Source organism: Gordonia jinhuaensis, from assembly GCF_014639795.1.
Classification (GTDB): Bacteria; Actinomycetota; Actinomycetes; order Mycobacteriales; family Mycobacteriaceae; genus Gordonia_B; species Gordonia_B jinhuaensis.
Window position 1 is genome coordinate 1 of sequence record NZ_BMGC01000008.1, and the last position, 20,951, is coordinate 20,951.

The following is a 20,951-nucleotide window of genomic DNA, read 5'->3' on the forward strand; positions in this document are numbered from 1 at the left end:
AACAAGCCCTCGCTCAACTCGCCCTAGCCTACCCCGACCGAATCAACCCCTACCTCTAACCCACACGAGCACAACTACTTACACAAAAATCTTGACAAGCTCGAGTCAGGCTCAGCGGCAACAGGATCAGCGGGCTCGGAGTCCTCCGAGACACTGCCGGTATCGGAACCCTCGAACAGTGTGGGCTCGGCGTCATCCACCTCGGTCGCAGTCGGCACCGTGGCAGCCGAGGCAGCGGTTTCCAAATCCGCCTCAACCGCCGCCGCTTCCGCAGCCTCCGGCTCCGGCTCGGGTTCGTCGAGTGTCGCGGCTTCGGTGATCACATGAATGATCACTTGCGCCTCAGCCGCCTGCACCATCGCCGGCGCGGGAACCGTGGCGTCACACTGGTCACCACGGTCGCACTGGCACTCGAACACGTCCCCGGACAGCAGGGCGAACACTGCATCGGAGCGGCGGGCCCCGTCACGTCGCGGATCGGACTCGCACACACTGTTCGCGAGGGCGTCGATGCGGGCTGTAGCGATGCGCACGTTTTCGGCGGTCATCGACGCATGCAGCACCGCCATGCCGTCACCGGCGTTCTCGGCCCAGACTCTACGGTCCTCGACGGAAGCTTTACGGCGTTCCCGGACGGCGGCAGGGTCGTGGCGGAACACAATCCGGTCACACACATCCCGCAGGCGTTGCAACGACCAGCTGCCCTGCCGCCGCAACGCGTCAGCGAGTTCCTGGTCGACCAGGGGTGCGTAGTCCTGTCCGCCGACCAGTGCGGTGCGCGCGATGACCGTCCGGATGTGTCCGCCGGTGATCACCCCGTCATGCAGGCAGTGCGCCACCTGCGGAAGGCCCGCGAACAGGTGCGCGGCGTCCATCAACTCGGTCTCCACACCGGCTTGACTACGACCCACCATCATCGCGATCTCATTCGCCGCACGGGTATGGGCGTCGTAGACACGGCGGTCTTCCCCGACATACGGCGCGACCAGCCGTTCGAAAACCTCGGCCATCGCCCGCAACCGGTGCCACTCCATCAACGCACCAGCACGCCGCGCCCGAACAACNCCTGCCTCAACAAACTGTTCAACCAGAGACATCGGAACCCCCTCCCGGTGGATGAGTAGAACTCGAACCATCTATCGAATACATGTTCGAGTCTACCGAGAAAAACCCACCCCGACAAGGGAAAACAACCACAAACCGGACCCTGCCCAAAGATCATTCACGTGAATGACAGAGGGAACCTTCACGCGACCATGCGCGACAATTCAGCCGACGGAACGGGCCTCTGATTCAGATGATTCAGGCTCCGCATGCTCCTCATGGTGTTTCCCACCGGCCAAGCCGTGCCAGCCCATCGCGACCATGAGGTCAGCCGCCTCGTCGAGGTCGATATCGCCCTCGGAGACCCTGTCGGCCACAGCCTCACCGGCGCCGACGAGTGCCACGGCCATCAACTCGAAATCGGTGTCGGTGGCCGTCGGGTCGGTGGTGCCGCGCCGGAGCAGTTCAGCCACCATTTCGATCAACTGCGAGCGGCTCAACGACACCAGATGTGCGAAACTCGCCTGCCCCATCGCCACGCGATAGAGCACACGCCACGACTCGCGATTGGAATCGACGTAAGCAAGCAGGGCGTAGATGACCGTCCGCGCCTGGTCACGTTGTTTGAGGTGCGGATCGAAACCCACACTCATCGCCTCGATGAAGCGCGTGCTCTCACGGTTGAGACAGGCGGCGAAGAGCTCATCCTTGGACCCGTAGTACAGGTACAGCATCGGCTTGGAGATCTGCGCCTCGGCGGCGATCGCATCCATCGAAGTGTCGCGAAAACCATTGGCCGAGAAGACTTTCACCGCCGCATCGAGCATCTGCTGCTCACGAACCGCGCGAGGCAACCGCTTGGTCCCACCGGCCATCGACCCGTCACCGTCCTTCCGCCGAACAGATTCTCACCACCACTGACGAGGCGCGGCGTTGTGGATCATCATAACTGACCTTACTTGTCAGTAAGGTCAGTTCAGCAGCGGCCGAGGCCCTTCGCGGTGAGAATGCGGGTCACCGACGCGTTGACCTTCTCCATCGTCAGGCGACCCGACCGCACGGCCCCCTGCAGAGCGTTGAGCACGGCGGGCACCTGATCTGTGGTGATCCAGAGTGCGATGTCGGCACCCGCGGTCAACGCCTTGGTCACCGCCTCCTCCACGCTGTAGCGCGCGCTGATGGCCGCCATGCTCGACAAATCGTCGGTGAAGATCGGCCCGGTGAACGGATTGCCCCCGTACCCGGTGCCGTTGCGCAAGAGCGACATGGCCGCCGGACTCAGACTCGCCGGCGTCTGCGGCTCGGTGAGACCCGGCACGATCAGGTGTCCGACCAGCACACCACTCGGCTGGGTCAGCACGCTGCGATACGGCACGAGATCGCTGGTCATCAGCTGCGACAGCGGCGGTGTGGTCACCGTGCCCAGGTGCGAATCGCCCGACCCGTGGCCGTGACCGGGGAAGTGCTTGAACACCGGCAGGATCCCGCCGTCGCGCAGGCCGTCGGCGAACGCGGCACCGTAACGAGCCACCACCTGCGGGTCGTTGCTGAACGACCGGTCGCCGATCACCGCATCGTCGGGCTCGTCGCTCACATCCACGTCGGGAGCGAAATCGACGGTGATCCCCAGCTCACGCATCTTCACCGCCGCATCACGCGCGATCGCGCGCACCTGCCCGGTGGTTCGGGTCGCTGCCAGCTCGCGCGCCGAAGGGAAGTCGATGCCGATCGAGGCGAGCCTCGACACCCGGCCACCCTCCTGATCCACCGAGACCATCGGCGGCGTGGGAGAGGCTGCGGCGATCCGCTTCATGTCTCCACTGGTGAGCATCGACTTGTCGGTCCAACTACCCACGAACACGCCGCCGACGTGACTGTTCTGCAGCACCGACGCGGCGTCCTCGGAACCGGTCACCCCCACCATGAGCATCTGCGCCAGCTTGTCGCGCAGCGTCATGTTCTTCAGTCGCACCGGTTCGCACACCCCGGGCGCCACCTGCGACGGCAATCCCGAGGAGCCCGCCACCGGCGAGGCCGGTGACGACCGCGTCGCCGAGGTGACGATCTTCTCCGACGACGACGTCGCCGTGGCCGTGTCCGAACCCGACGAACAGGAGCTCACCGCGAGGGCGACCGCGACCACCGACACCATCGTGGACAGGACAGGAAAGCCGGCAAGTCTGCGAAAGCGCGCTGACCTGGTCGAATTGCGGAGTTCGGACTCCGTGGCCGTCTCCCCCGAGTTGTGCAGGACGCCCCACAGGTGTGATGAAGCCATACATGCAGTCTGACATGCGACGGCCCGGCCGCACCGGTGGTGTAGTTTGCTTGCCATGTCGCAAAACCGCCTTATCGCCGGATCGGTGGCCGCGATCGCGGGTCTCATCGTCGCGATCTGCGCGGTTTTCCTCACCAGCTGGCTGACCACCGATACGACCCCCTCCACCAGCCTCAACCGGTTCAGCGCGAGCAACGGCTTCGTCGAGGGTTCAGTGGACTACGGCTCCCGCGGCGACGCCGAGGTCAACAACTGACCCAGGCGAGTTCCCCCTCGTTCCTGTCCCGCCGGGGCATCGCGGTGGTGGGGTTCGTGGCGCTGGTCGTCTCGCTCCTGCAGTCACCCGGCCGCATCGCCGCCGACACCAAACTCGACCTCACCGCCGATCCGATCGGTTTCCTGGGCCGCGCCTCACACCTGTGGTCCTCGCAGGCACCACTGGGTCAGGTACAGAACCAGGCCTACGGCTACTTCTTCCCACACGGCGCCTTCTTCGCACTCGGCGAGGTCATCGCCATGCCGGCGTGGATCACCCAGCGCATCTGGTGGGCCCTGCTGGTCACCATCGGCTTCGTCGGCATCGTGCGGCTCTGCGAGGCGCTGCACATCGGGTCGCCCGGCTCGCGACTGATCGCCGGACTGGCATTCGTGATCAGTCCCCGCGTGCTCACCACCCTCGGGTCGATATCGTCGGAGACCCTGCCGATGATGCTCGCGCCGTGGGTCCTCACCCCGGTGGTGATCGCGCTCGACCACAGTCGGCCGCGCCACGGCCTGCGCTGGCTGGCCTTCGCCTCAGGCTGTGCGGTCGCACTGATGGGGGCGGTGAACGCCGTGGCCACCGTGGTCGCAGTGCTCCCCGCGATCATCTGGTGGCTGGCGCATCTGCCGATCCGACGCGGCCCCGGCACCCGCCGGTGGCTGGTGTTCAGCGGCTGGTGGGCGCTGGCGGGTGCGCTCGCCTGCATCTGGTGGATCGTGCCGCTGGCCATCCTGTCGCGCGTGAGCCCGCCGTTCCTCGACTTCATCGAGTCGTCGAGAGCCACCACCGAGTGGGTGTCGTTGCCCGAGGTGCTGCGCGGCACCAGCTCCTGGACCCCGTTCGTCTCGCCCGAACGCATCGCGGGTTCGGCACTGGTGACCATGCCGGCCGCGGTCCTCGCGACGGGAGTGGTGGCCGCGGCCGGGCTCGCCGGTCTGGCGATGCGCCGGATGCCCTGGCGCGCCCCGCTGGTGGTGATCCTGTTCGTCGGCACCGTGGCGATCTGCGTCGGCTTCGCCGGCGAGCTGTCGTCGCCGATCTCGGAGACGGTGCGCACCTTCCTCGACGGATCCGGCGCGAGTCTGCGCAACGTGCACAAGTTCGAACCGCTGATCCGCATCCCGGTGGTGCTGGGCATCGCCCACCTCATCGCCCGGGCACCGCTGCCGCCACGAGTGCGCATCCGCACCGCCGCAGCGGCTTTCGCCCACCCCGAACGCTCCGCGCCGGTGGCTGCCACGATCGGACTGCTGGTCGCGGTGGTGGCCGCGAGCTCACTGGTGTGGACGGCGAATCTCGCCCCCGCGGGTACCTACACGTCGATTCCCGACTACTGGAAGCAGACCGCTCGCTGGCTCGATCACCACCGCGGGAATCCCACCACCCCCGCACGTGCGCTGGTGGTGCCCGGCTCGCCGTTCGCCGACCAGCTGTGGGGTCTCACCCGCGACGAACCGCTGCAGGCACTCGCCTCCACCCCGTGGGCCGTCCGGGACGCGATCCCCCTCGTGCCGCCCGGCGCCATCCGCGCACTGGATTCGGTACAGCGCGACATCGCCGCCGGACGACCGTCGGACGGTCTGGCGAACACGTTGGCGCAGCAGGGAATCCGCTACGTGGTGTTACGCGCCGACCTCGACCCGCAACGGTCGCGGTCAGCGCGCCCGATACTCGCCCGCCACGCGATCGCCGACTCACCCGGTCTGGTTCCGGTAGCGACTTTCGGTCCCGAGGTGGGACCGACCGCCATCCGCGGTGTGATCGGCGACGATGGCCTGCGACCACCGATGCGCGCGGTCACCGTCTACGAGGTGCGAACCACCGACACCTTCGACGGCACCGGCCCGGCACTGGCCGATCTCGACGCGATGCCGCGTGTGGACGGCGGCCCGGAGGCGCTCGCCGGACTCGAGAAGACCAGTGCACCACAGCCGTTCGGCCCGGCGCTGCTGTCTGCCGACGCCAGGCGCGCGGGGGTGGCCCCCGCGAGCGCGACCGGTTCACGCATCCTCACCGACACGCCGGCCGATCGCGAAACCGACTTCGGTCGCGTCGATGACCACAGCTCGGCGATCCGTTCACCAGACGATCGGCGGCGCACACTCAACGCCGCCCCCGACTACCCCGTGGACGGGCAGCCGCTCACGCAGGGTCGCTGGACACTCGACGGCCGCGCGGGCGAGGTCTCGGTGCAGACCTCGGGTTCGGCATCCGATGCCACCCAGCCCGGACAGACCTCCCCCGCCAACTCCGCCGCCGCAGCCTTCGACGGCGACCCCGACACGTCGTGGGTGTCGAGCGGACTCGACTCGGCGGTCGGACAGTGGATGCGCGTGGACTTCACCACGCCGCAGTCGAATCTGGTGCTCACCCTCACCCCGGCGCAGGCACTGGGCCCCGACGTCACCTCCGTGCTGGTGTCCACCGAGGCGGGAACGACTGTCGCACAGGGACTCACGCCGGGGGTTGCCACGAGCGTGGCCGCCCCGTCTGCCCCGACCAGATGGATCTCGGTGCGCGCCATCGGAACAGCCGACGGCACCGCGGGCAATCAGTTCGCGCTCTCGCAGCTGTCGTTGCGCAACAGCCGCACCGGCGCGGACCTCGACATCGCCCATCAAGTGGTGTTGCCGGAAACCACTGCTGGACAACAGGTGTCGAGCTGGTATCTCGGGCAGGAACTGGGACCCCGCAGCGCGTGCGTACCCGACCAGCGCGCGGTCCGATGCAGTGCGGCGCTGTCGTTGTCACCCGAGCAGCCCGGCACCTTCGGCCGGGTGGTGTCGGTACCGCAGACCACCACCGTGACACCGACAGTCCTGCTCGATCCGATGCCGGGTTCGGCACTCGACGCGCTGACCTACGATGCGTCGGCGCTACGGGCGGTGGGACCGGCGTCGGTGCTCGACCCGCGCGCGAACGCACAGGCCGCCGTCGACGGCGACGACCGCACCACCTGGATCGCACCGGCACCCGACGGCCAGAACACCCACGACGAGCCGACGATCGAGATCAGCCTGCCCGCCGCTCGCCGGATCGACGGGCTCCGCCTGACCCCACCGGTCGGTGGCTACCCGGCCGCCCCTACGGAGGTGGCCGTCGATCTGGGCTCCGGACGTCAGGTGCGCAGTGTCGGGCGCGACGGCGTGATCACACTTGACCCCGCGACCACTGACCACCTGCGGGTCACGGTGCTGAAGACCGCCGAACTCCTCGACGTCAACAGCCTCGGATTCGCCGCGCAGGCCCCGGCGGGTATCGCCGAGGTCACCCCGCTCGATCACGGCTCGCCGGTGGCACCCGCCTCGAACACCGATCGCACCGTCACCCTCGCCTGCGGACTCGGCCCGACCCTCCACGTCGGCCATGAGCGGGTGAACCTGTCGGTGCAGACCACCGCGGCGCGATTGAGGTCGGGGCAACCCGTTCGGGCGAGCGTCTGCCCCGACCAGCCGCCGCTGACATTGCCCGCAGGTGAGGCCGATCTGACCCTTGATCCGACCGCCGCGTTCACCGTCGACTCGCTGAGTCTGGACACACCGGGCCCAGCCGCAGGCACACCGAGGACCGATACACCGGCGCGACTACAGCCGGTTGCGCCCACACAGTGGTCGTCGGACACCCGCAGCGTCGACGTCACCGCCGCATCCCGCGACCGTGTGCTGATCGTGCCGGAGAGCACCAACACCGGGTGGCATGCGCGGCTGGATCGTTCGACGCTGCGCCCGATCACCGTCAACGGCTGGCAACAGGGCTGGATCGTGCCCGCCGGCGCCTCGGGGACCGTCACACTCACCTACCCTCTCGACACGCCCTACCGCTGGTCGATCCTGCTGGGGCTGATCGCCTGTGCGCTGCTGCTCGTGGTGACCGCCTTCGGCCCCCGCGGCCGGCGCTGCGAGTCCGAGCCCGCGCAGTTGATCCACGCGCCGATAGTGGGGGGCGTCGGCGTGCTGGCGGCGAGCTGGCTGCTGTGCGGCTGGGTCGGCCTGGTGGTCGCGGTGATCGTCGCGGCCGTCGTGTGGCGCACACGGTCGACTGCCGCGGCCGTCGTGCTGACCGGTGCGGAGATGACACTCTCAGCGCTGCTGCTGGCGCATGCGCCGTGGCACTCGTCGCACGGCTACGCCGGATTCTCGTGGTGGACTCAGCTACCCGCGCTGGTCGCCTTGCTGACGCTCGGCTGGCGCGCGGTGATCGCGACGGATGCGCGGTCGCCCGACTGGCCAGGCTCCTTCTCCCGACGCTCTCGTTCCGCGCGCTCACGTTCCCGTGCTCGCAGTGCGCGGCGCAACGGTTCCTCGACCATCGAATAGCTGACCGCCGCGACCCCGGCCGACAACACCGCGGTGAGGACCCACACCAGCGGCATCTGCCCGCGAAAGGGTGCGATCGAGAACAGCTCGAACACCGCAGCGAGGATCGCGACATGCCAGATGAAGATCCCATACGACCAGCGACCGAGCGCCTGCATCGGTGCGGAGTCGAGAAACCGGTGGCGCCCGTCGGCGAGCACCAGCGGGGCCATCAGCGCATAGGCCAGCACCGCACCCAGCACGGTCTTACCGATGAACGCACCGGTCGACACCTCCCCCAGACCGGTCGGGCCGGCCAGCGGCGTACATGCGAGCACATAGGCGACGACGGCGACCACCGCCATCGGCAGAGCATGTGAGGACAACCGACGCACCCGTCTGGTCGGACGATCGGTGGTCCGGCCCACCTCGTCGGCGGCCATCTCCGCCAGGATCAGCCCGGCGATGAACCACGGCAGGTAGCCGGGCAGCCAGTTGGTGGCCGTGATCCCCGGCCGGAGGGTGAACAGGGTGGTCAGCGGAGCCCAGCCCAGTGCCACCAGTCCCAGAGCCGCCAGCACGGGGATGCGCAGACGGGCGCGGCGGCCGCTGAACCCGCGCATCGCCCACGCCAGCACCGGCAGGAGCAGGTAGAACGACGCCTCCACCGCCAGACTCCACATCTGGGTCAGCCCCGCGGTGAGCGTGAGCGGGACGTAGATCTGCGTCAGCGTGAGATTGGCCAGCCACACCGTGGCATCAGCCAGATGATTGTCCGGCAACACGAGCAGCACCACCACCACGGCGATGGCATATGCCGGCCAGATCCGCACGAACCGATGCGCCAGATAGCGCCTGACCGGCGGCGACGACCGCTCCTGACGTGCGGCGCCGGCGTGCGGGCGCCACAGCAAGAAGCCCGAGAGTGCGAAGAAGACCGCGACGGCCAGGTCCAGGCGCCCCCACACCTGATGTAGCCAGTGCGGTCCGAGGCCGCCGGTCTGGAAGGCCACGTGAGTGGTGAGCACGCCGAGCGCGGCCACCGCGCGCAGCCCGTCGAGGGAGACCACATAGGCGCTCATCCGCCCTGCGGGTGAGAGCGTCACGGGCACCACGTCGCTCATGGGCGACAGGGTAATCAGTACGACTGTTAGTCTCGCATCCAGCGCCCAGACGAAGGAGCACACGGATGCGAAATGGCCGGTTGTCGGTCAAAGACCTGGTGGGACCGGTACTGATCTTCTTCGGTGTCCTGCTCGTGGTCGCCTCGATCGCGCTGCCGCTCTACTTCGTCGACAACCTCGAGAAGACCCCGATGGATCTCGACTCCACCACCGTCTCGAGGGCCCAGCGTGCACAGGATGCCGGCGGCAGCGACCAGTTGCCCGCGACCGTGTTCAACCAGTGCTCCCTGAAACAGAAGAAGTTCGCGGTCAATGAGGCTGCGCTCACCCAGCAGCAGCGCATCGTGGCCGTCGAGCCGGCGAGCTCACAGAAGGTGACGCTGCAGGTGGGTACGTCGGTCAACATCGACCGCATCAAGGACGGCGACGAGATCACGACGCCGACCGGCACCGGCGAGGACGGGTCGTGTCTGGCCGCAGTGCTCAGCGCCACCATCGACCGCGTGACCATCGACCGGTCGTCGAGTCAGGCCAGCTCGTCGGGTGGGGGCACCTCGGAGCTGCAGATCGACTCCTCGAGGAACACCGTCGCCATCAGGAACCGCACGGGGCTGCAGTACCGCTTCCCCTACGACGTCGACAAGAAGACCTACAGCTACTTCGACCAGACCACACGACAAGCGTTCCCCGCCAAGTACGTCGACGAGAAGAAGGTCGCCGGGCGAAACACCTACCACTTCACCCAGGACATCCCCGAAACCGATCTGTCGAAGCTGACCGATGCCAACGGGCAGCCGCTGGCGGGCACCACGATCAACAAGCCCGCATCGTGGTACGGCACCTTCCCGGACATCGATCCGACGATGACCCTGCCGGCGACGCTGTTCTACACGGCCAAACGCGACCTCTACGTCGATCCGACCACCGGCGTGATCATCGACGAGAAGCTCGACACCGACCAGTACTTCCGGTTCTCCGGGTTCAGTGACGACTCCCCGAAGGAGTTGCTGGACTTCCGGATCACCAACATCGACGCGAACTTCGAGTACACCGGCGACACCCAGAAGATCATGGCCGACGAGGCAGCCCGACTGGCCCGACCGGTGAAGCTGTGGGGTCTGTGGATGCCGATCGTGTTCGGTGTGCTCGGTGGCCTGTTCCTCATCGCCGCCGCATTCGTCATCTACCGCCAGAACAAGGCCGAACCCACCACCGGGACCGACCTCGAGCACTACAGTTCCGGCGAGAGCGATCACGACGCGGACGATGCCGACCACCACCCGGTGTATGAGGGCGAATACGCCGACCCCGCCTATCGCGACCAGGGATACGGCGAACACGGGTACGGCGAACACGGGTACGGCGAATTCACCTACTCCCCCGACCATGCCTCACATGTCCAGCCGCTGCCGTCGAATGAGGTGACCGCCCAGCTGCCGCGGGTGACCCTGCCCGAAGAGGGGTATGGGGAGCAGGGGTACCCCAAACACGGATACGGCGACACCCAGCAAGGTGACGAGTGGACCGGCGACGAGGGCAGCGGCAACCCGCACGGACGCCACGAGAACTGAGCGCAGGGGGCCAGGGGACCTTCGCTCTAGGGAACCTTCGCTCTAGAGAACCTTGGCGATCGCTTCTCCGGCGAGGCCGACCATGCCGGGGACGTACCCGTTGCGCACCATGTTGATGATGATCCCGTCGACGCCGGTGTCCAGCACGCGGTCCCGGATCTGTTGCGCCACATCGTCGGGAGTACCGACGAACATCCGGTCGCGCAGCACCGCTGCACGCGGGTCGTCGGAGGAAAGGTCCAACCCCAGCGACGCGGCGTAGTCGAGTTGCATCGACCGGGCGGCGTCGGCATCGGGATCGGTCATCACGAACGCCAGGAAGCTGGTCTCCAGTGACTCCCGGTCGCGCCCGACCTCGTCGCAGCGGGCCTGCACAGCCTCCAGCTTGGTGGGCAATTCGCTTGCGCCACAGATGATGTTGAGGTGCGAAGCATAGCGGGCGGCCAACCCGAAGGTCTTCTTCTCGCCACCGCCGCCGAGCATGATCGGCAGATCATCGCGGATGCGGGGTTCGTTGAGCGTGCCGACGGCCGAATACCACTTGCCCTCATGCTCGGGATGGCTGCCGCGCAGCATCGGCTCGATGATGTCGAGCGCCTCGGTCAGTCGTTCGAAACGCTCGGTGAACGTGCCGAATTCGTAGCCCATCTGGCGGTGTTCGAGTTCATACCAGCCCGCCCCGATCCCGAGGACCGCACGGCCGCCGCTGATCACGTCCAAGGTGGTCACCACCTTGGCGAGCATCGCCGGATTGCGATAGGTGTTGCCGGTCACCAGCGTCGAGAGCTTGATCTTCGATGTCGCCGCGGCGAGTGCCCCCAGCGTCGTGTACGCCTCGAGCATCGGCTCGTCGGGCGAGCCGATGTTGGGCAGCTGATAGAAGTGGTCCATCACGAAGACCGTGTCGAATCCGGACCGCTCGGCCTCCTGCGCCTGTGCGACGACGGTCGGGAAGATGTCGCCGACACCACCGGGATAGCTGAAGCTCGGGATCTGGTAACCCAGACGGATGCTCATACCTCCACGGTAGCCGCAGATCGGGTCACAGCGACCGCCGCGACCACCGCCGTCGCCGCCGAGACACCGGCGGAGATCACCGCCAGCGACACCGCCGACTCCGCGGCCCACACGGCGAGCACGATCTCGACAGCCACCGCAGCCCAGACGATCAGCCCCACCCACGTCCGGTCGGTCGCGATCGCCGCGAGCGCGACCACCTGGACCAGCGCTTGCGCGGCACCGGCCAGCGCGAACAACCACAACCAGCCGGTGATCGGCCGGTACTGGTCGCCGAACAGCAGATCCACCAGTGGTGCTCCGACCACCGACGCGCCGACCACCACCAGCCCGATCACTCCGACCACTCCCAGCGCGACACGCAGTCCGTCACGGGACCGATCCGCCACTGCCAGCCGGGGGAAGAACACCACACCCACCGCCTGCGGCAACCAGAACGCGATCTTGGCCGCGATGGTGCCCAGCGCGTACAGCCCGGCCTCATGCTCGCCGAGAAGCGGGCGCGACACCAGCAGATCGACCGATGTGAGCGCCACGAGCACCAACTGCACCTGCGACGCCGCCAGCACTACACGCGGCGACGTCGCCGTGAGCGATGTCGTCTCGCGACCGGATCGGCGCAGATGAGGATCGTCGCGCAGCAGTGCCGCACAGGTCAGCAGCGCTGCGACGAGGGTCCCGAGGGCGAATCCGACGAATGCGCCGGTGGCGCTGCGGGTCGCCGCAAGCCCCACGACAGCGGGGACCGTACGCGCCAGTGCGACACCGGCAATCATCCACGCCAGCTGCGTGAACTGCTGCCTGCCCTGGTAGACACCCTGGACGACCGAGATCACCACCAGCAGCGGGGCGCAGGCGAAGGCGGCTGCGGTGGCCACCGGGTCGGTGGCGCAGACCGCCGCCACGATCGGCACCGCGCAGGCACTCACCGCGGCGACCCCGAGCGTTGTCCACATGGCGGCGCGCAGCACCGCTGCCAGGTCGCGACCGCGCACCACCTCTCGCGCGATCACCGACTGCACCGCCACCGCCGGGACACTCAACAACAGGATGACCTGCAACAACACCGCGAACTCGCCGTATCCCGACGGTGCGAGCCAGCGACCGGCGGGCAGATGAACGAGGTAGGAGCAGACGTTGGCGACCACTGTCGCGACCGCAACCGACCCGACGGCGCGCGCCGTGGGCCTGCGCATCGATGTCGCAACCGCCATGGCACCAGTGTTCCATCCAGCCCGCACGGCACCATCGGGACCGCAGCGCCGGATACCCACCGCAGGCCCGGGATACCCTCTGAGGCGATGAGCACGCACCGGCGCATCACCGTCACGGTGACCATCACCGCGATCATCGCAGCGGTGGTGATCATGGGTCCGTTGCTGGGTTCGGGCTACTTCCTGTGGGGCGATGCGGTCTCCACGCCGCGCTCGTTCGTCACCGACACCGCGCTGGGAATCGGCGATCTCCCGCCACGTGCGGTGCCGCAGGACTGGTTCGTCGCGCTGGCCTCACACGTGATCGACGGCGGCGTGGTGGTGCGGCTTCTGCTGCTCGCGGCTCTGGTGCTGCTCGGGGTGGGCTGCGGGCGACTGGCTGCCATCGTGCTCCCGGTCGGCGGGGCCGCGGGCGCCGCCGTCGCCACGATCGTCGCGATGTGGAACCCCTACGTGGCCGAACGCCTGCTCCAGGGTCATTGGAGTCTGCTGCTCGGGGTCGCCGCGCTGCCGTGGATCGCCACGGCGATCATCGGTGTCTCGCGCACCCCCACCCACCTCAGCACCAGCTGGCCCGCTCTGGCGGCGTGGCTGTGCGTGGCGGGTCTGACACCCACCGGTTCAGTGATGGCCTTGATCATGGCGCTGGTGGTGGCCGGAGCCCTGATCGCCAACACCCGCACACTGTCGTCGAGCGCGCACTGGCGGCGCGTGGGCGGCATCCTCGTGCTGTGGGTGCTCAGCGCGGCACCCTGGTTGATCAGCGGAGTCGTCGGCAACGCCCCGGTGACCTCCGACCCGGCCGGGGTCGCGGTCTTCTCCGCGCGTGCCGAACGGCTACTGGGCACCGTCGGATCGGTATTCGGTCTCGGCGGCATCTGGAACGCCGACGCCGTGCCGGCCAGCCGACAGATCGGGTGGGCCCTGGTGGCCACCTGCTGTCTGCTCGCCGTCGTGATCGCCGGGGTCCCCGCGGTGTGGCGGCGACGCCACACCAGCTTCGCCATCGTCGCGGTGGGACTCGCGGTGATCGTGGCGGCAGTGGTCGTCATCGCCGCCACCACCCCCGGTCAGGCGGCATTGCGTGTGGTGGTGACCGAGGTGCCCGGCGCCGGACTGCTGCGAGATGCGCAGAAGTGGCTGGGTCTGGCGCTGCCGGGTTACGCGATCTGCGGCAGCGGTGCGGTGGTGTGGCTGGGACGGGTGGTCCCGACATCGTTCGCGGCGGCCGTCGCCGCCATCCTGGTGATCGCACCGCTGCCCGATCTGGCGTGGGGGGTCGGGGGGACGTTGCGACCGGTGCACTATCCGCCCGACTTCGCTGCCGTGGCGTCAGTGATCCCGGCCGGGCAGGGCGATGTGGCGCTGCGTCCACCGGGTACCAACCGGAGCTATCCCTTCGCCCACGACCGGGTGTCGCTCGACCCGTTGCCGCGGATGCTGCGGGCGGTGGTGCTCGAGAGCGGCGAGTTGCAGATCGGCGACACGACCGTCGACAGCAGCGATTCGCGCGCCACCTACGTCGCCTTGAAGATCAAGCGCGGCACCACCTCTGCCGAACTGGCACGCCTGGGTGTGGGCTGGGTGGTCACCGAGGACGGCCGACCGTCGGGCGTGCGCGGTGCGCAGCGGGTGTACTCCGGCGAGGGCCTGTCGGTGTACCGGATTCCCGATCCGCAGATCGTCTCCGCGTCGACCAGCGCCCGAATCCTGGCCTGGTGCGCCCACATCCTGTGGCTTCTCGTCTTCCTCGCCGGCGTGATCGGCGCCGCGACAGGGGCGGTATCGCGCAGCCTCGCGCGTTCACGTGGCGGTCGAGACGATCAGGATGCCTCGGGCGCCTGACCCAGGTTCCTGAACACCTCGATCCAGGCATCGGTCGACGCCTCCCACGAGAGTTCCTCGGCGGCAGTACGTGCCCGCTCTCCCATCGCCGCACGCAAGGACGTATTCTCGATGAGTTTCCTTGTCGCGGAGACCATCTCGTCGACACCGTCGACAAGCATGCCTGTGTTTCCATCGGCGATCGACGCACACAACCCCTTCGACGACCGGTAGCCGACGGTCGGCACCCCGTGCTGGGCCGACTCGATCACCGCAAGTCCGAACCCTTCCTTACGTGAGGGCATCAGATGGACATCGGCGCCGGCAAGCAGCTCATGCTTACGCAGGTCGTCGACGTGACCGTGGAAGCGGACGATGTCGGAGACACCGAGTTCATCTGCACGACTGCGCAGTTCACTCCCCCACCAGCCGCCGCCGATCACATCGAGCGTCAGACCGCCGAATTCGCCACGCAGACGGGCGGTCACGGTGAGGGCATCCTCGATCTGCTTATGCGGCACCAATCTCGACAAGACCACCAGGCGTGGAGACGATCCGTGCACACCGGCCACCTCGGGCACCGGGTCGGCACCCGAGCGCACGACCGTTATCCGCTCGCGGTCGACGCCGAGCGCCACGAGCTCGTCGGCGGAGGGTTGCGACACCGTGACGTAGGGCCGTCGGCGATGCACCCACGGTGAGAGTCTCGACTCGATGAACCAGCCCAGCCGGCCGAGCAGCCGCCCGGCCACCGGCCACTGTTCGCGGTGGGTGTGGTGCACGAGAATCACCGTCGTGTGCGGGGCGATCGCCGTGGCGAAGAACGGCACACCGTTGTGGCTGTCGACGATCACATCGGGATGTGTACCGGCCAGGGGTCCCACTCCGAAGCGTGCGGCCGCGATCGCGATCAGAGCCGCCGGATAGACACCCAGGCGTCCGCCGCCGCGCGAGATACGCATGCCGTCGCGGAACTCCGTGCGCGGTGCACCCGGATGCGCGGCGGTGCGCAGCGTCACCCGCACGCCGCGTCGCGCCAGCTCGGCGCCCAGACGTTCGAGGTATCGCTCCGAGCCGCCGCCCTGCGGATGTCCGGTGTCGCGCCAGCACAGCAGCAACACCTCATGTGGCAGATCAGGCACCTGCGCATCCACTCCCGTCTCCCGACCCGTCGGACCACCACATTACAGTCGTGCCGGTGACCGAAGCCGATCCGCTCGCGCGCCTGCGCCGCCGCGCAACGTGGCGGCGGGCCGCGCATCTGCTCGCGGAGTTCCGCTACGAACAGCCCGATCCGGCGCGCTTCTACACCGCACTGGCCCGCGACACCGCCGACCTCCTCGCCGATCTGTACGGGGATGTCTGTGATCGGGACCTCAACGGTGGGGATCTCGAGGGGACGATCGTCCTCGACGTGGGCGGCGGCCCGGGCTACTTCGCCGACGAATTCGCACGCCGTGGGGCCCACTACTACTCGGTGGAACCCGACCCGTCGGAGATGCATGCCGCCGGGCTACCGCAGCGATCGTCGGTGCGCGGGTCGGGAACGGCACTGCCGTTCGCGACCGACAGCGTGGACATCTGCTTCTCGTCGAATGTCGCCGAACACATCGCGGCGCCGTGGCGGATGGGCGAGGAGATGCTGCGCGTCACCCGTCCCGGCGGACTGGTGGTCTACAGCTACACGCTCTGGTACGGCCCATTCGGCGGCCACGAGATGGGACTGACCCACTATCTCGGCGGTGCGCGTGCCGCCCGGTGGTACACCCGCCGGCACGGTCATCCGCCCAAGAATCTGTACGGGACCTCATTGTTCGCACTGACGGCCACCGACGGGTTGCGGTGGGCCCGGCGAGCAGAGGCCGCCGGCGCCGGACGTCTGGTCGCCGCGCTGCCCCGCTATCTGCCCGCCCGGCTGTGGCCGATCATGCGTATCCCGCTGCTGCGCGAGGTGCTGGGGAGCAATCTGATGCTGGTGTTCGTCGCGGCTGAGCCCCCGGTCAGGCACAGTTCAGCGGGCCGATGCCGCTGGTGGTGCGATGGACCACGTTCCCGTCGCGAGTGATGGTGCAGGTGACACTGCCGCGGACCACCACGCCGCGCAGAGTCGGATTGTCCACACCGGACTCGGTGGCCTGCCACGGCGCGCGGGTCACCTCGGGGATCACCTTGGTCCCCGAGGACGTGGGATACGTCAGACCCAGCACGCTGCCGTCGCCGGTGAGGGCGTAGACCACCTCGCCGGCCACGGGAGCCGGAGCCGTCGTGGTGGGTGTGGGGGTCGCCGACGTCTCGGTGGTCGGCAGGGCACGGGTGGTGGTCACGGCGCTGGTGGTGGGCGTGACCGCGGGGGTCGTCGGCGACGACGACTTCTTGTCGCGCGTGACATAGAAGCCGAACAGCAGACCGATCACCGCCACGAGGACCACCAGCAGGACCAACAGCGCGATCGTCCGACCGTGTCCGCTGCGGCCGTTGCCGTTGTCGTCGTTCCCGTTGCGGTAGTCGTCGTTCCGGTAGTCGCCGTAGTCGGCCGGGCCCCCGTTCCGGTAGTCGCCGTTGCGGTAGTCGCCGTTGCCATAGTCGGGTGGCTGGTCTGAGTAGTAGCCGCCCTGGTCGGGGCCATAGGGGCGGGTCTGCGGCGCACCCTCCTGCCCGTACCCCTGGCTGTATCTGCCCTCATAGTCCGGGGGCACCTCATACGGACGCGTCGCTTCCGGATCGTCTGACCAGCGATCATCGGGCCGGCGATCGTCCGGCTGGCGGCTGTGGTCGTCGGGCCGACCGTTGTCGTCGCGGCGGCCGGATCTACGCGGTTCGTCGTGCATGGTGCCTGTGAACCTACACGCCGAACCTGGCGAACCGGGCGACGTTCACTCGGCGATCGCCTCCAGGGGACGGATATGTGCCGCCCGGCTCGCCGGCCACAGCGCGGCGAGCACACCGACCACGGCCGCGCCGATGAGCGTCGTGATGATCAGCGACCACGGCAGCACCGGGTCGCCGATACCCCACTTCTTCAGCGTCGACACCAGCGCGGCACCGAAACAGCACCCCATGAGCACGCCGAGCACAGCTCCGAAGATCGCGATCAGAACCGACTCCAGATAGATCATCCGCCGCACCTGTGCCCGCGACATGCCGATGGCCCGCAACATGCCGATCTCGCGGGTGCGCTCGATCACCGACAGTGCCAGTGTGTTGACGATGCCGAGTACCGCGATCACCAGAGCCAGGCCGAGCATCGCGTAGAGCACGCTGAGCATCTGGTCGATCTGGGAGGACACCTGCCCCTTGAACTCCGCGCGGTCTTGAACCGACACCGTGAGGAAATCCCCCGTGGCATCCTCGAGTCGCTTCTTCACCACCGAAAGGCTTTGCCCTGGAGCGATTTTGACGAGGATCACCTGGTCGCTACGTAACACCTCCGGCATAAGCCGCTCATATGCGCCGCTGCCCATCAACCAGTTGCCGAGCAGCTGGTTGTTGTCGTAGACGCCCTCGACCCTCACCGGAACCGTGGTCCCGGACGGCCCGGTGAAGGTGACCGTGTCACCCACCGCCCAGCCGCGATCGCCCGACTTCGACTTCGACACCCACAGTCCGTCGGCTGGAACCTGTTCCTGCGGACCGAATTTCCCGCCGCCCACCTTGTCGACGGACAGCACCGATCCGATCGGCCCCGACGGAGACGTGCCGACCACCGATGCTCCGTCGACAGTCGCGCTGATGCCGCCGAAACCGACCGCCTGACTCACCCCGTCGACCCGCGACACGGTCGGGCGCACACTGGCCGGAACGGTGCCCTGGTTGGAGCTGGACAGGATCAGATCGGCTTTGATTCCCGCGTCGACCGTCGTGTCGACGGTGTGTTTGAAACTGGTGCCGATGGTGCCGATCATGGCCACCAGCATCAGCCCCAGCGTCAGCGCGAAAGCCGTTGCCGCCGTTCGTCGCGGATTGCGCACGGCATTGGTCCGCGCGAGCAATCCGAGTTTGCCGAACGGCTTGCCCAGGACCGTTCCCATCGCACCCACGATCGGTCGCGACAGTGCCGGCGCCACCAGCACCACCGCCACGATCACCGCGACCGCGCCGGCGCCGACGGTGATCGCCGGACCGGTACCCTCGCCGAATGCCCCGATGACGATCAGCGCGATCCCGATGATCCCGAGCACTGTTCCCACGATCGTGCGCCCGCGCAGCGACGACGCGCCGTCGGTCATCGATTCGCGCATGGCCTCCACCGGCGAGATGGATGACGCTCGACGAGCCGGCGCCCACGCGCTGAGCATCGTCACGATCACACCGACGAGGATCGTGGCGATCACCGCGGTGGCGCTGATCGCCAGACTCGCATGGGGCAGACCACTTCCCGAAGTCACCGCGCGCAGGATCGCCGCGATTCCGATGCCGATCCCCAGGCCGAGGACGCCGCCGAGGAGTCCGACCACGAATGCCTCGAAGAGCACCGAGCGGGTGACCTGACCGCGGGAGGCTCCGATGGCGCGCAGCAGTGCGAGTTCGCGCACCCGCTGGGCGACGATCATCGAGAAGGTGTTGTAGATGATGAAGGTGCCGACCACCAAACCGATTGCGGCGAAAGCGAGAAGGATGTAGTTGAACACCGAGAGGAACTGGTTGATCCGGTCCTTCTCCTCCTGCCGGATCTCATCGCCCGTCTGGACCTTGTATCCGTTGCCGACGAGTTGCTCCACACGCTGTTTGAGCTGGTCGTCGCTCACCCCTCGTACAGCCGACATCGCGATGTAGGAGGAATGGCTGCCGTCGGTGAACATGTCCTTGGCGAAGGACTGGTCGAACTGGACGTTGACGAATCCGCCTGTGTCGCCGGGCACGTCGAGGATGCCGACCACCGTCACCGGGATCGGCATACTACTGCCCGCACCGGTCACGACCTTGGTCCGCGACCCCACATGCAGCCCGGCCTTGTCGGCTGCGGCGGCGTTCAGCGCGATCTCGGTGTCACCTGTGGGGGCCCGCCCGCCGGGCTTCAGAGCACTGTCGGTGTCCGACAGCCGCTGGTCGGGCGGGAGGAAGGCGCTGCCGATACTCGGTGCGCCGCCGGTCGACAACGCCTTGCCGTTGGCCTTGGCCAGGGTGACCGTGCCCCGGTAGTCCGCCACGATGCGATCGGCGCCGAGTTCGCTGCGGCGCGCGGTCACCTCGTCGAGCACCGAGTCGGGTACACCTGCCGACTGCCCCTTCTCCGGCGAGATCTGCACCGCGGTGCCGAGTGCGACGTTGTCGAAGATCGACGAGAAGGCATTGGAGATGGTGCCCGTGAACACCATCGACCCGGCGACGAACGACGTGCCGAGGAGTACCGAGAGAACCGTGAGGGCGAGCCGGAGTTTGTGTGCGGCAAGGTTTCTCAGTGAGACCTTGAACATCGCCGCGCGACCGGTGGCCGCGGATGCCATCTCAGGCCCCCTCGTGACGACCGTGAGTCGCAGCGGTGGTCGCCGTTGATTCTGCCGGTGCACGGTCGAGTTGCTTCATGTACTCGAAGATCTCGTCGGCGTCGGGGTCGGTGATGTCGTTGACCACGTGACCGTCGGCCAGGAACACCACTCGATCGGCATAGCCGGCTGCTCGCGGGTCGTGCGTCACGATCACCACCGTCTGCCCGAACTCGTCGACGGCGGCACGCAGGATCGACAGCACCTCACCCGATGACCGCGAGTCGAGGTTGCCGGTCGGCTCGTCGCCGAAGATGATGTCGGGTCGCCCGATCAACGCGCGCGCACATGCCACGCGCTGTTGCTGGCCGCCGGAGAGTTCGTTGGGGCGGTGATCGAGCCGGTCGCGCAGACCCAGCCGGTCGACGACCATGTCGAACCACTGCGTGTCCACCTCGCGGCCGGCGATGTCGAGCGGCAGCGTGATGTTCTCGCGTGCGGTGAGGGTCGGTACGAGGTTGAACGACTGGAAGACGAATCCGATACGGTCGCGGCGCAGGCGCGTCATCTGCTTGTCGCCCAGGGTGGTGAGTTCCACGTCGCCGATGGTCACCGAACCCGATGTCGCGGTGTCCAGACCTGCCAGGCAGTGCATGAGCGTGGACTTGCCCGAACCCGAGGGCCCCATAATCGCGGTGAATCTCCCCTGCCCGAAATCGACACTCACATCGTCGAGTGCACGCACCTCGGTGTCACCGGCGCCGTAGATCTTCGACAGATGCTGGGCCCGGGCAGCCGGGCCGCCCGGGCGCTGGTCGGGGTGAGCGGACTCCGACTCGGCGCTCTCCGCCGGTGTCTGGTCGCCATCGGTGGGGGTCATCGGATCCCTCTCCTTCGCA

At 67.8% G+C, this 20,951-nt stretch carries 14 protein-coding genes and 1 pseudogene; 5 read left to right on the top strand and 10 right to left on the bottom strand.

From position 1 onward, the window contains the following. Positions 1–74: 74 nt before the first annotated feature. The 3 genes from IEW22_RS07525 to IEW22_RS07535 form a co-directional block, all read right to left on the bottom strand. Complete coding sequence (locus IEW22_RS07525) at positions 75–1,010, bottom strand: DUF222 domain-containing protein (RefSeq protein WP_188586005.1); 936 nt, start codon at positions 1,008–1,010, stop codon at positions 75–77. Positions 1,011–1,268: 258 nt separating this feature from the next. Further along, positions 1,269–1,919 carry a TetR/AcrR family transcriptional regulator gene (locus IEW22_RS07530; protein ID WP_188586006.1) on the bottom strand — a complete coding sequence of 217 codons (651 nt, stop codon included), beginning with the start codon at positions 1,917–1,919 and terminating at the stop codon, positions 1,269–1,271. Positions 1,920–2,020: 101 nt separating this feature from the next. Then, the gene (locus IEW22_RS07535; protein WP_229742284.1) at positions 2,021–3,322 is read right to left on the bottom strand and encodes a glycoside hydrolase family 3 N-terminal domain-containing protein; all 1,302 of its coding nucleotides are present in this window, start codon (positions 3,320–3,322) and stop codon (positions 2,021–2,023) included. Between the two features lie 55 nt (positions 3,323–3,377). Here IEW22_RS07535 and IEW22_RS07540 point away from each other — a divergent pair, with 55 nt between their 5' ends. Both IEW22_RS07540 and IEW22_RS07545 read left to right on the top strand, forming a co-directional pair. Next, positions 3,378–3,578: a DUF2613 domain-containing protein gene (locus tag IEW22_RS07540; protein ID WP_188586007.1), complete on the top strand. Its 201-nt coding sequence runs from the start codon at positions 3,378–3,380 to the stop codon at positions 3,576–3,578. A gap of 56 nt (positions 3,579–3,634) precedes the next feature. Next, entirely contained in the window at positions 3,635–7,900 is a 4,266-nt protein-coding gene (locus IEW22_RS07545; RefSeq protein WP_229742285.1) for an alpha-(1->3)-arabinofuranosyltransferase, read from the top strand. A gap of 62 nt (positions 7,901–7,962) precedes the next feature. On the opposite strand, the pseudogene IEW22_RS07550 reads toward IEW22_RS07545, so the two are convergent. Beyond that, a pseudogene (locus IEW22_RS07550) lies at positions 7,963–9,003 on the bottom strand (acyltransferase family protein); the annotation flags it as partial. 65 nt (positions 9,004–9,068) lie between these two features. Here IEW22_RS07550 and IEW22_RS07555 point away from each other — a divergent pair. Further along, positions 9,069–10,574, top strand: a complete 1,506-nt coding sequence (locus IEW22_RS07555) for a DUF3068 domain-containing protein (RefSeq protein ID WP_188586009.1) — start codon at positions 9,069–9,071, stop codon at positions 10,572–10,574. Positions 10,575–10,616: 42 nt separating this feature from the next. Here IEW22_RS07555 and IEW22_RS07560 read toward each other — a convergent pair whose 3' ends face one another. Together IEW22_RS07560 and IEW22_RS07565 are read right to left on the bottom strand one after the other, a co-directional pair. Further along, entirely contained in the window at positions 10,617–11,591 is a 975-nt protein-coding gene (locus IEW22_RS07560) for an LLM class F420-dependent oxidoreductase (RefSeq protein ID WP_188586010.1), read from the bottom strand. Next, on the bottom strand, positions 11,588–12,805 hold the full coding sequence (locus tag IEW22_RS07565; RefSeq protein ID WP_188586011.1) for a lipopolysaccharide biosynthesis protein: 1,218 nt from the start codon (positions 12,803–12,805) through the stop codon (positions 11,588–11,590). The genes IEW22_RS07560 and IEW22_RS07565 overlap by 4 nt, the downstream gene beginning before the upstream one ends. Positions 12,806–12,892: 87 nt before the next feature. On the opposite strand from IEW22_RS07565, the gene IEW22_RS07570 reads away from it, so the two are divergent. Beyond that, positions 12,893–14,650, top strand: coding sequence for a hypothetical protein (locus tag IEW22_RS07570; protein WP_188586012.1), 1,758 nt, complete (start codon positions 12,893–12,895; stop codon positions 14,648–14,650). On the opposite strand, the gene IEW22_RS07575 is transcribed toward IEW22_RS07570, so the two are convergent. Further along, complete coding sequence (locus tag IEW22_RS07575) at positions 14,629–15,771, bottom strand: glycosyltransferase family 4 protein (RefSeq protein ID WP_229742286.1); 1,143 nt, start codon at positions 15,769–15,771, stop codon at positions 14,629–14,631. The genes IEW22_RS07570 and IEW22_RS07575 overlap by 22 nt on opposite strands. 56 nt (positions 15,772–15,827) lie before the next feature. Here IEW22_RS07575 and IEW22_RS07580 point away from each other — a divergent pair, with 56 nt between their 5' ends. Further along, positions 15,828–16,694 (top strand): class I SAM-dependent methyltransferase, encoded by an 867-nt coding sequence (locus IEW22_RS07580; RefSeq protein ID WP_229742287.1) that lies wholly within the window; start codon positions 15,828–15,830, stop codon positions 16,692–16,694. Here the strand turns inward: IEW22_RS07580 and IEW22_RS07585 are convergent. From IEW22_RS07585 to IEW22_RS07595, 3 genes are read right to left on the bottom strand one after another with little or no spacing between them, the layout of a single operon-like run. Then, a complete protein-coding gene (locus IEW22_RS07585; protein ID WP_188586013.1) occupies positions 16,630–17,457 on the bottom strand; it encodes a hypothetical protein in 828 nt (275 codons plus the stop codon). The genes IEW22_RS07580 and IEW22_RS07585 overlap by 65 nt on opposite strands. Before the next feature lie 45 nt (positions 17,458–17,502). Continuing rightward, positions 17,503–20,043 carry an ABC transporter permease gene (locus tag IEW22_RS07590; RefSeq protein WP_188586117.1) on the bottom strand — a complete coding sequence of 847 codons (2,541 nt, stop codon included), beginning with the start codon at positions 20,041–20,043 and terminating at the stop codon, positions 17,503–17,505. 31 nt (positions 20,044–20,074) lie between these two features. After that, positions 20,075–20,932 carry an ABC transporter ATP-binding protein gene (locus IEW22_RS07595; protein ID WP_188586014.1) on the bottom strand — a complete coding sequence of 286 codons (858 nt, stop codon included), beginning with the start codon at positions 20,930–20,932 and terminating at the stop codon, positions 20,075–20,077. Positions 20,933–20,951: the final 19 nt, after the last annotated feature.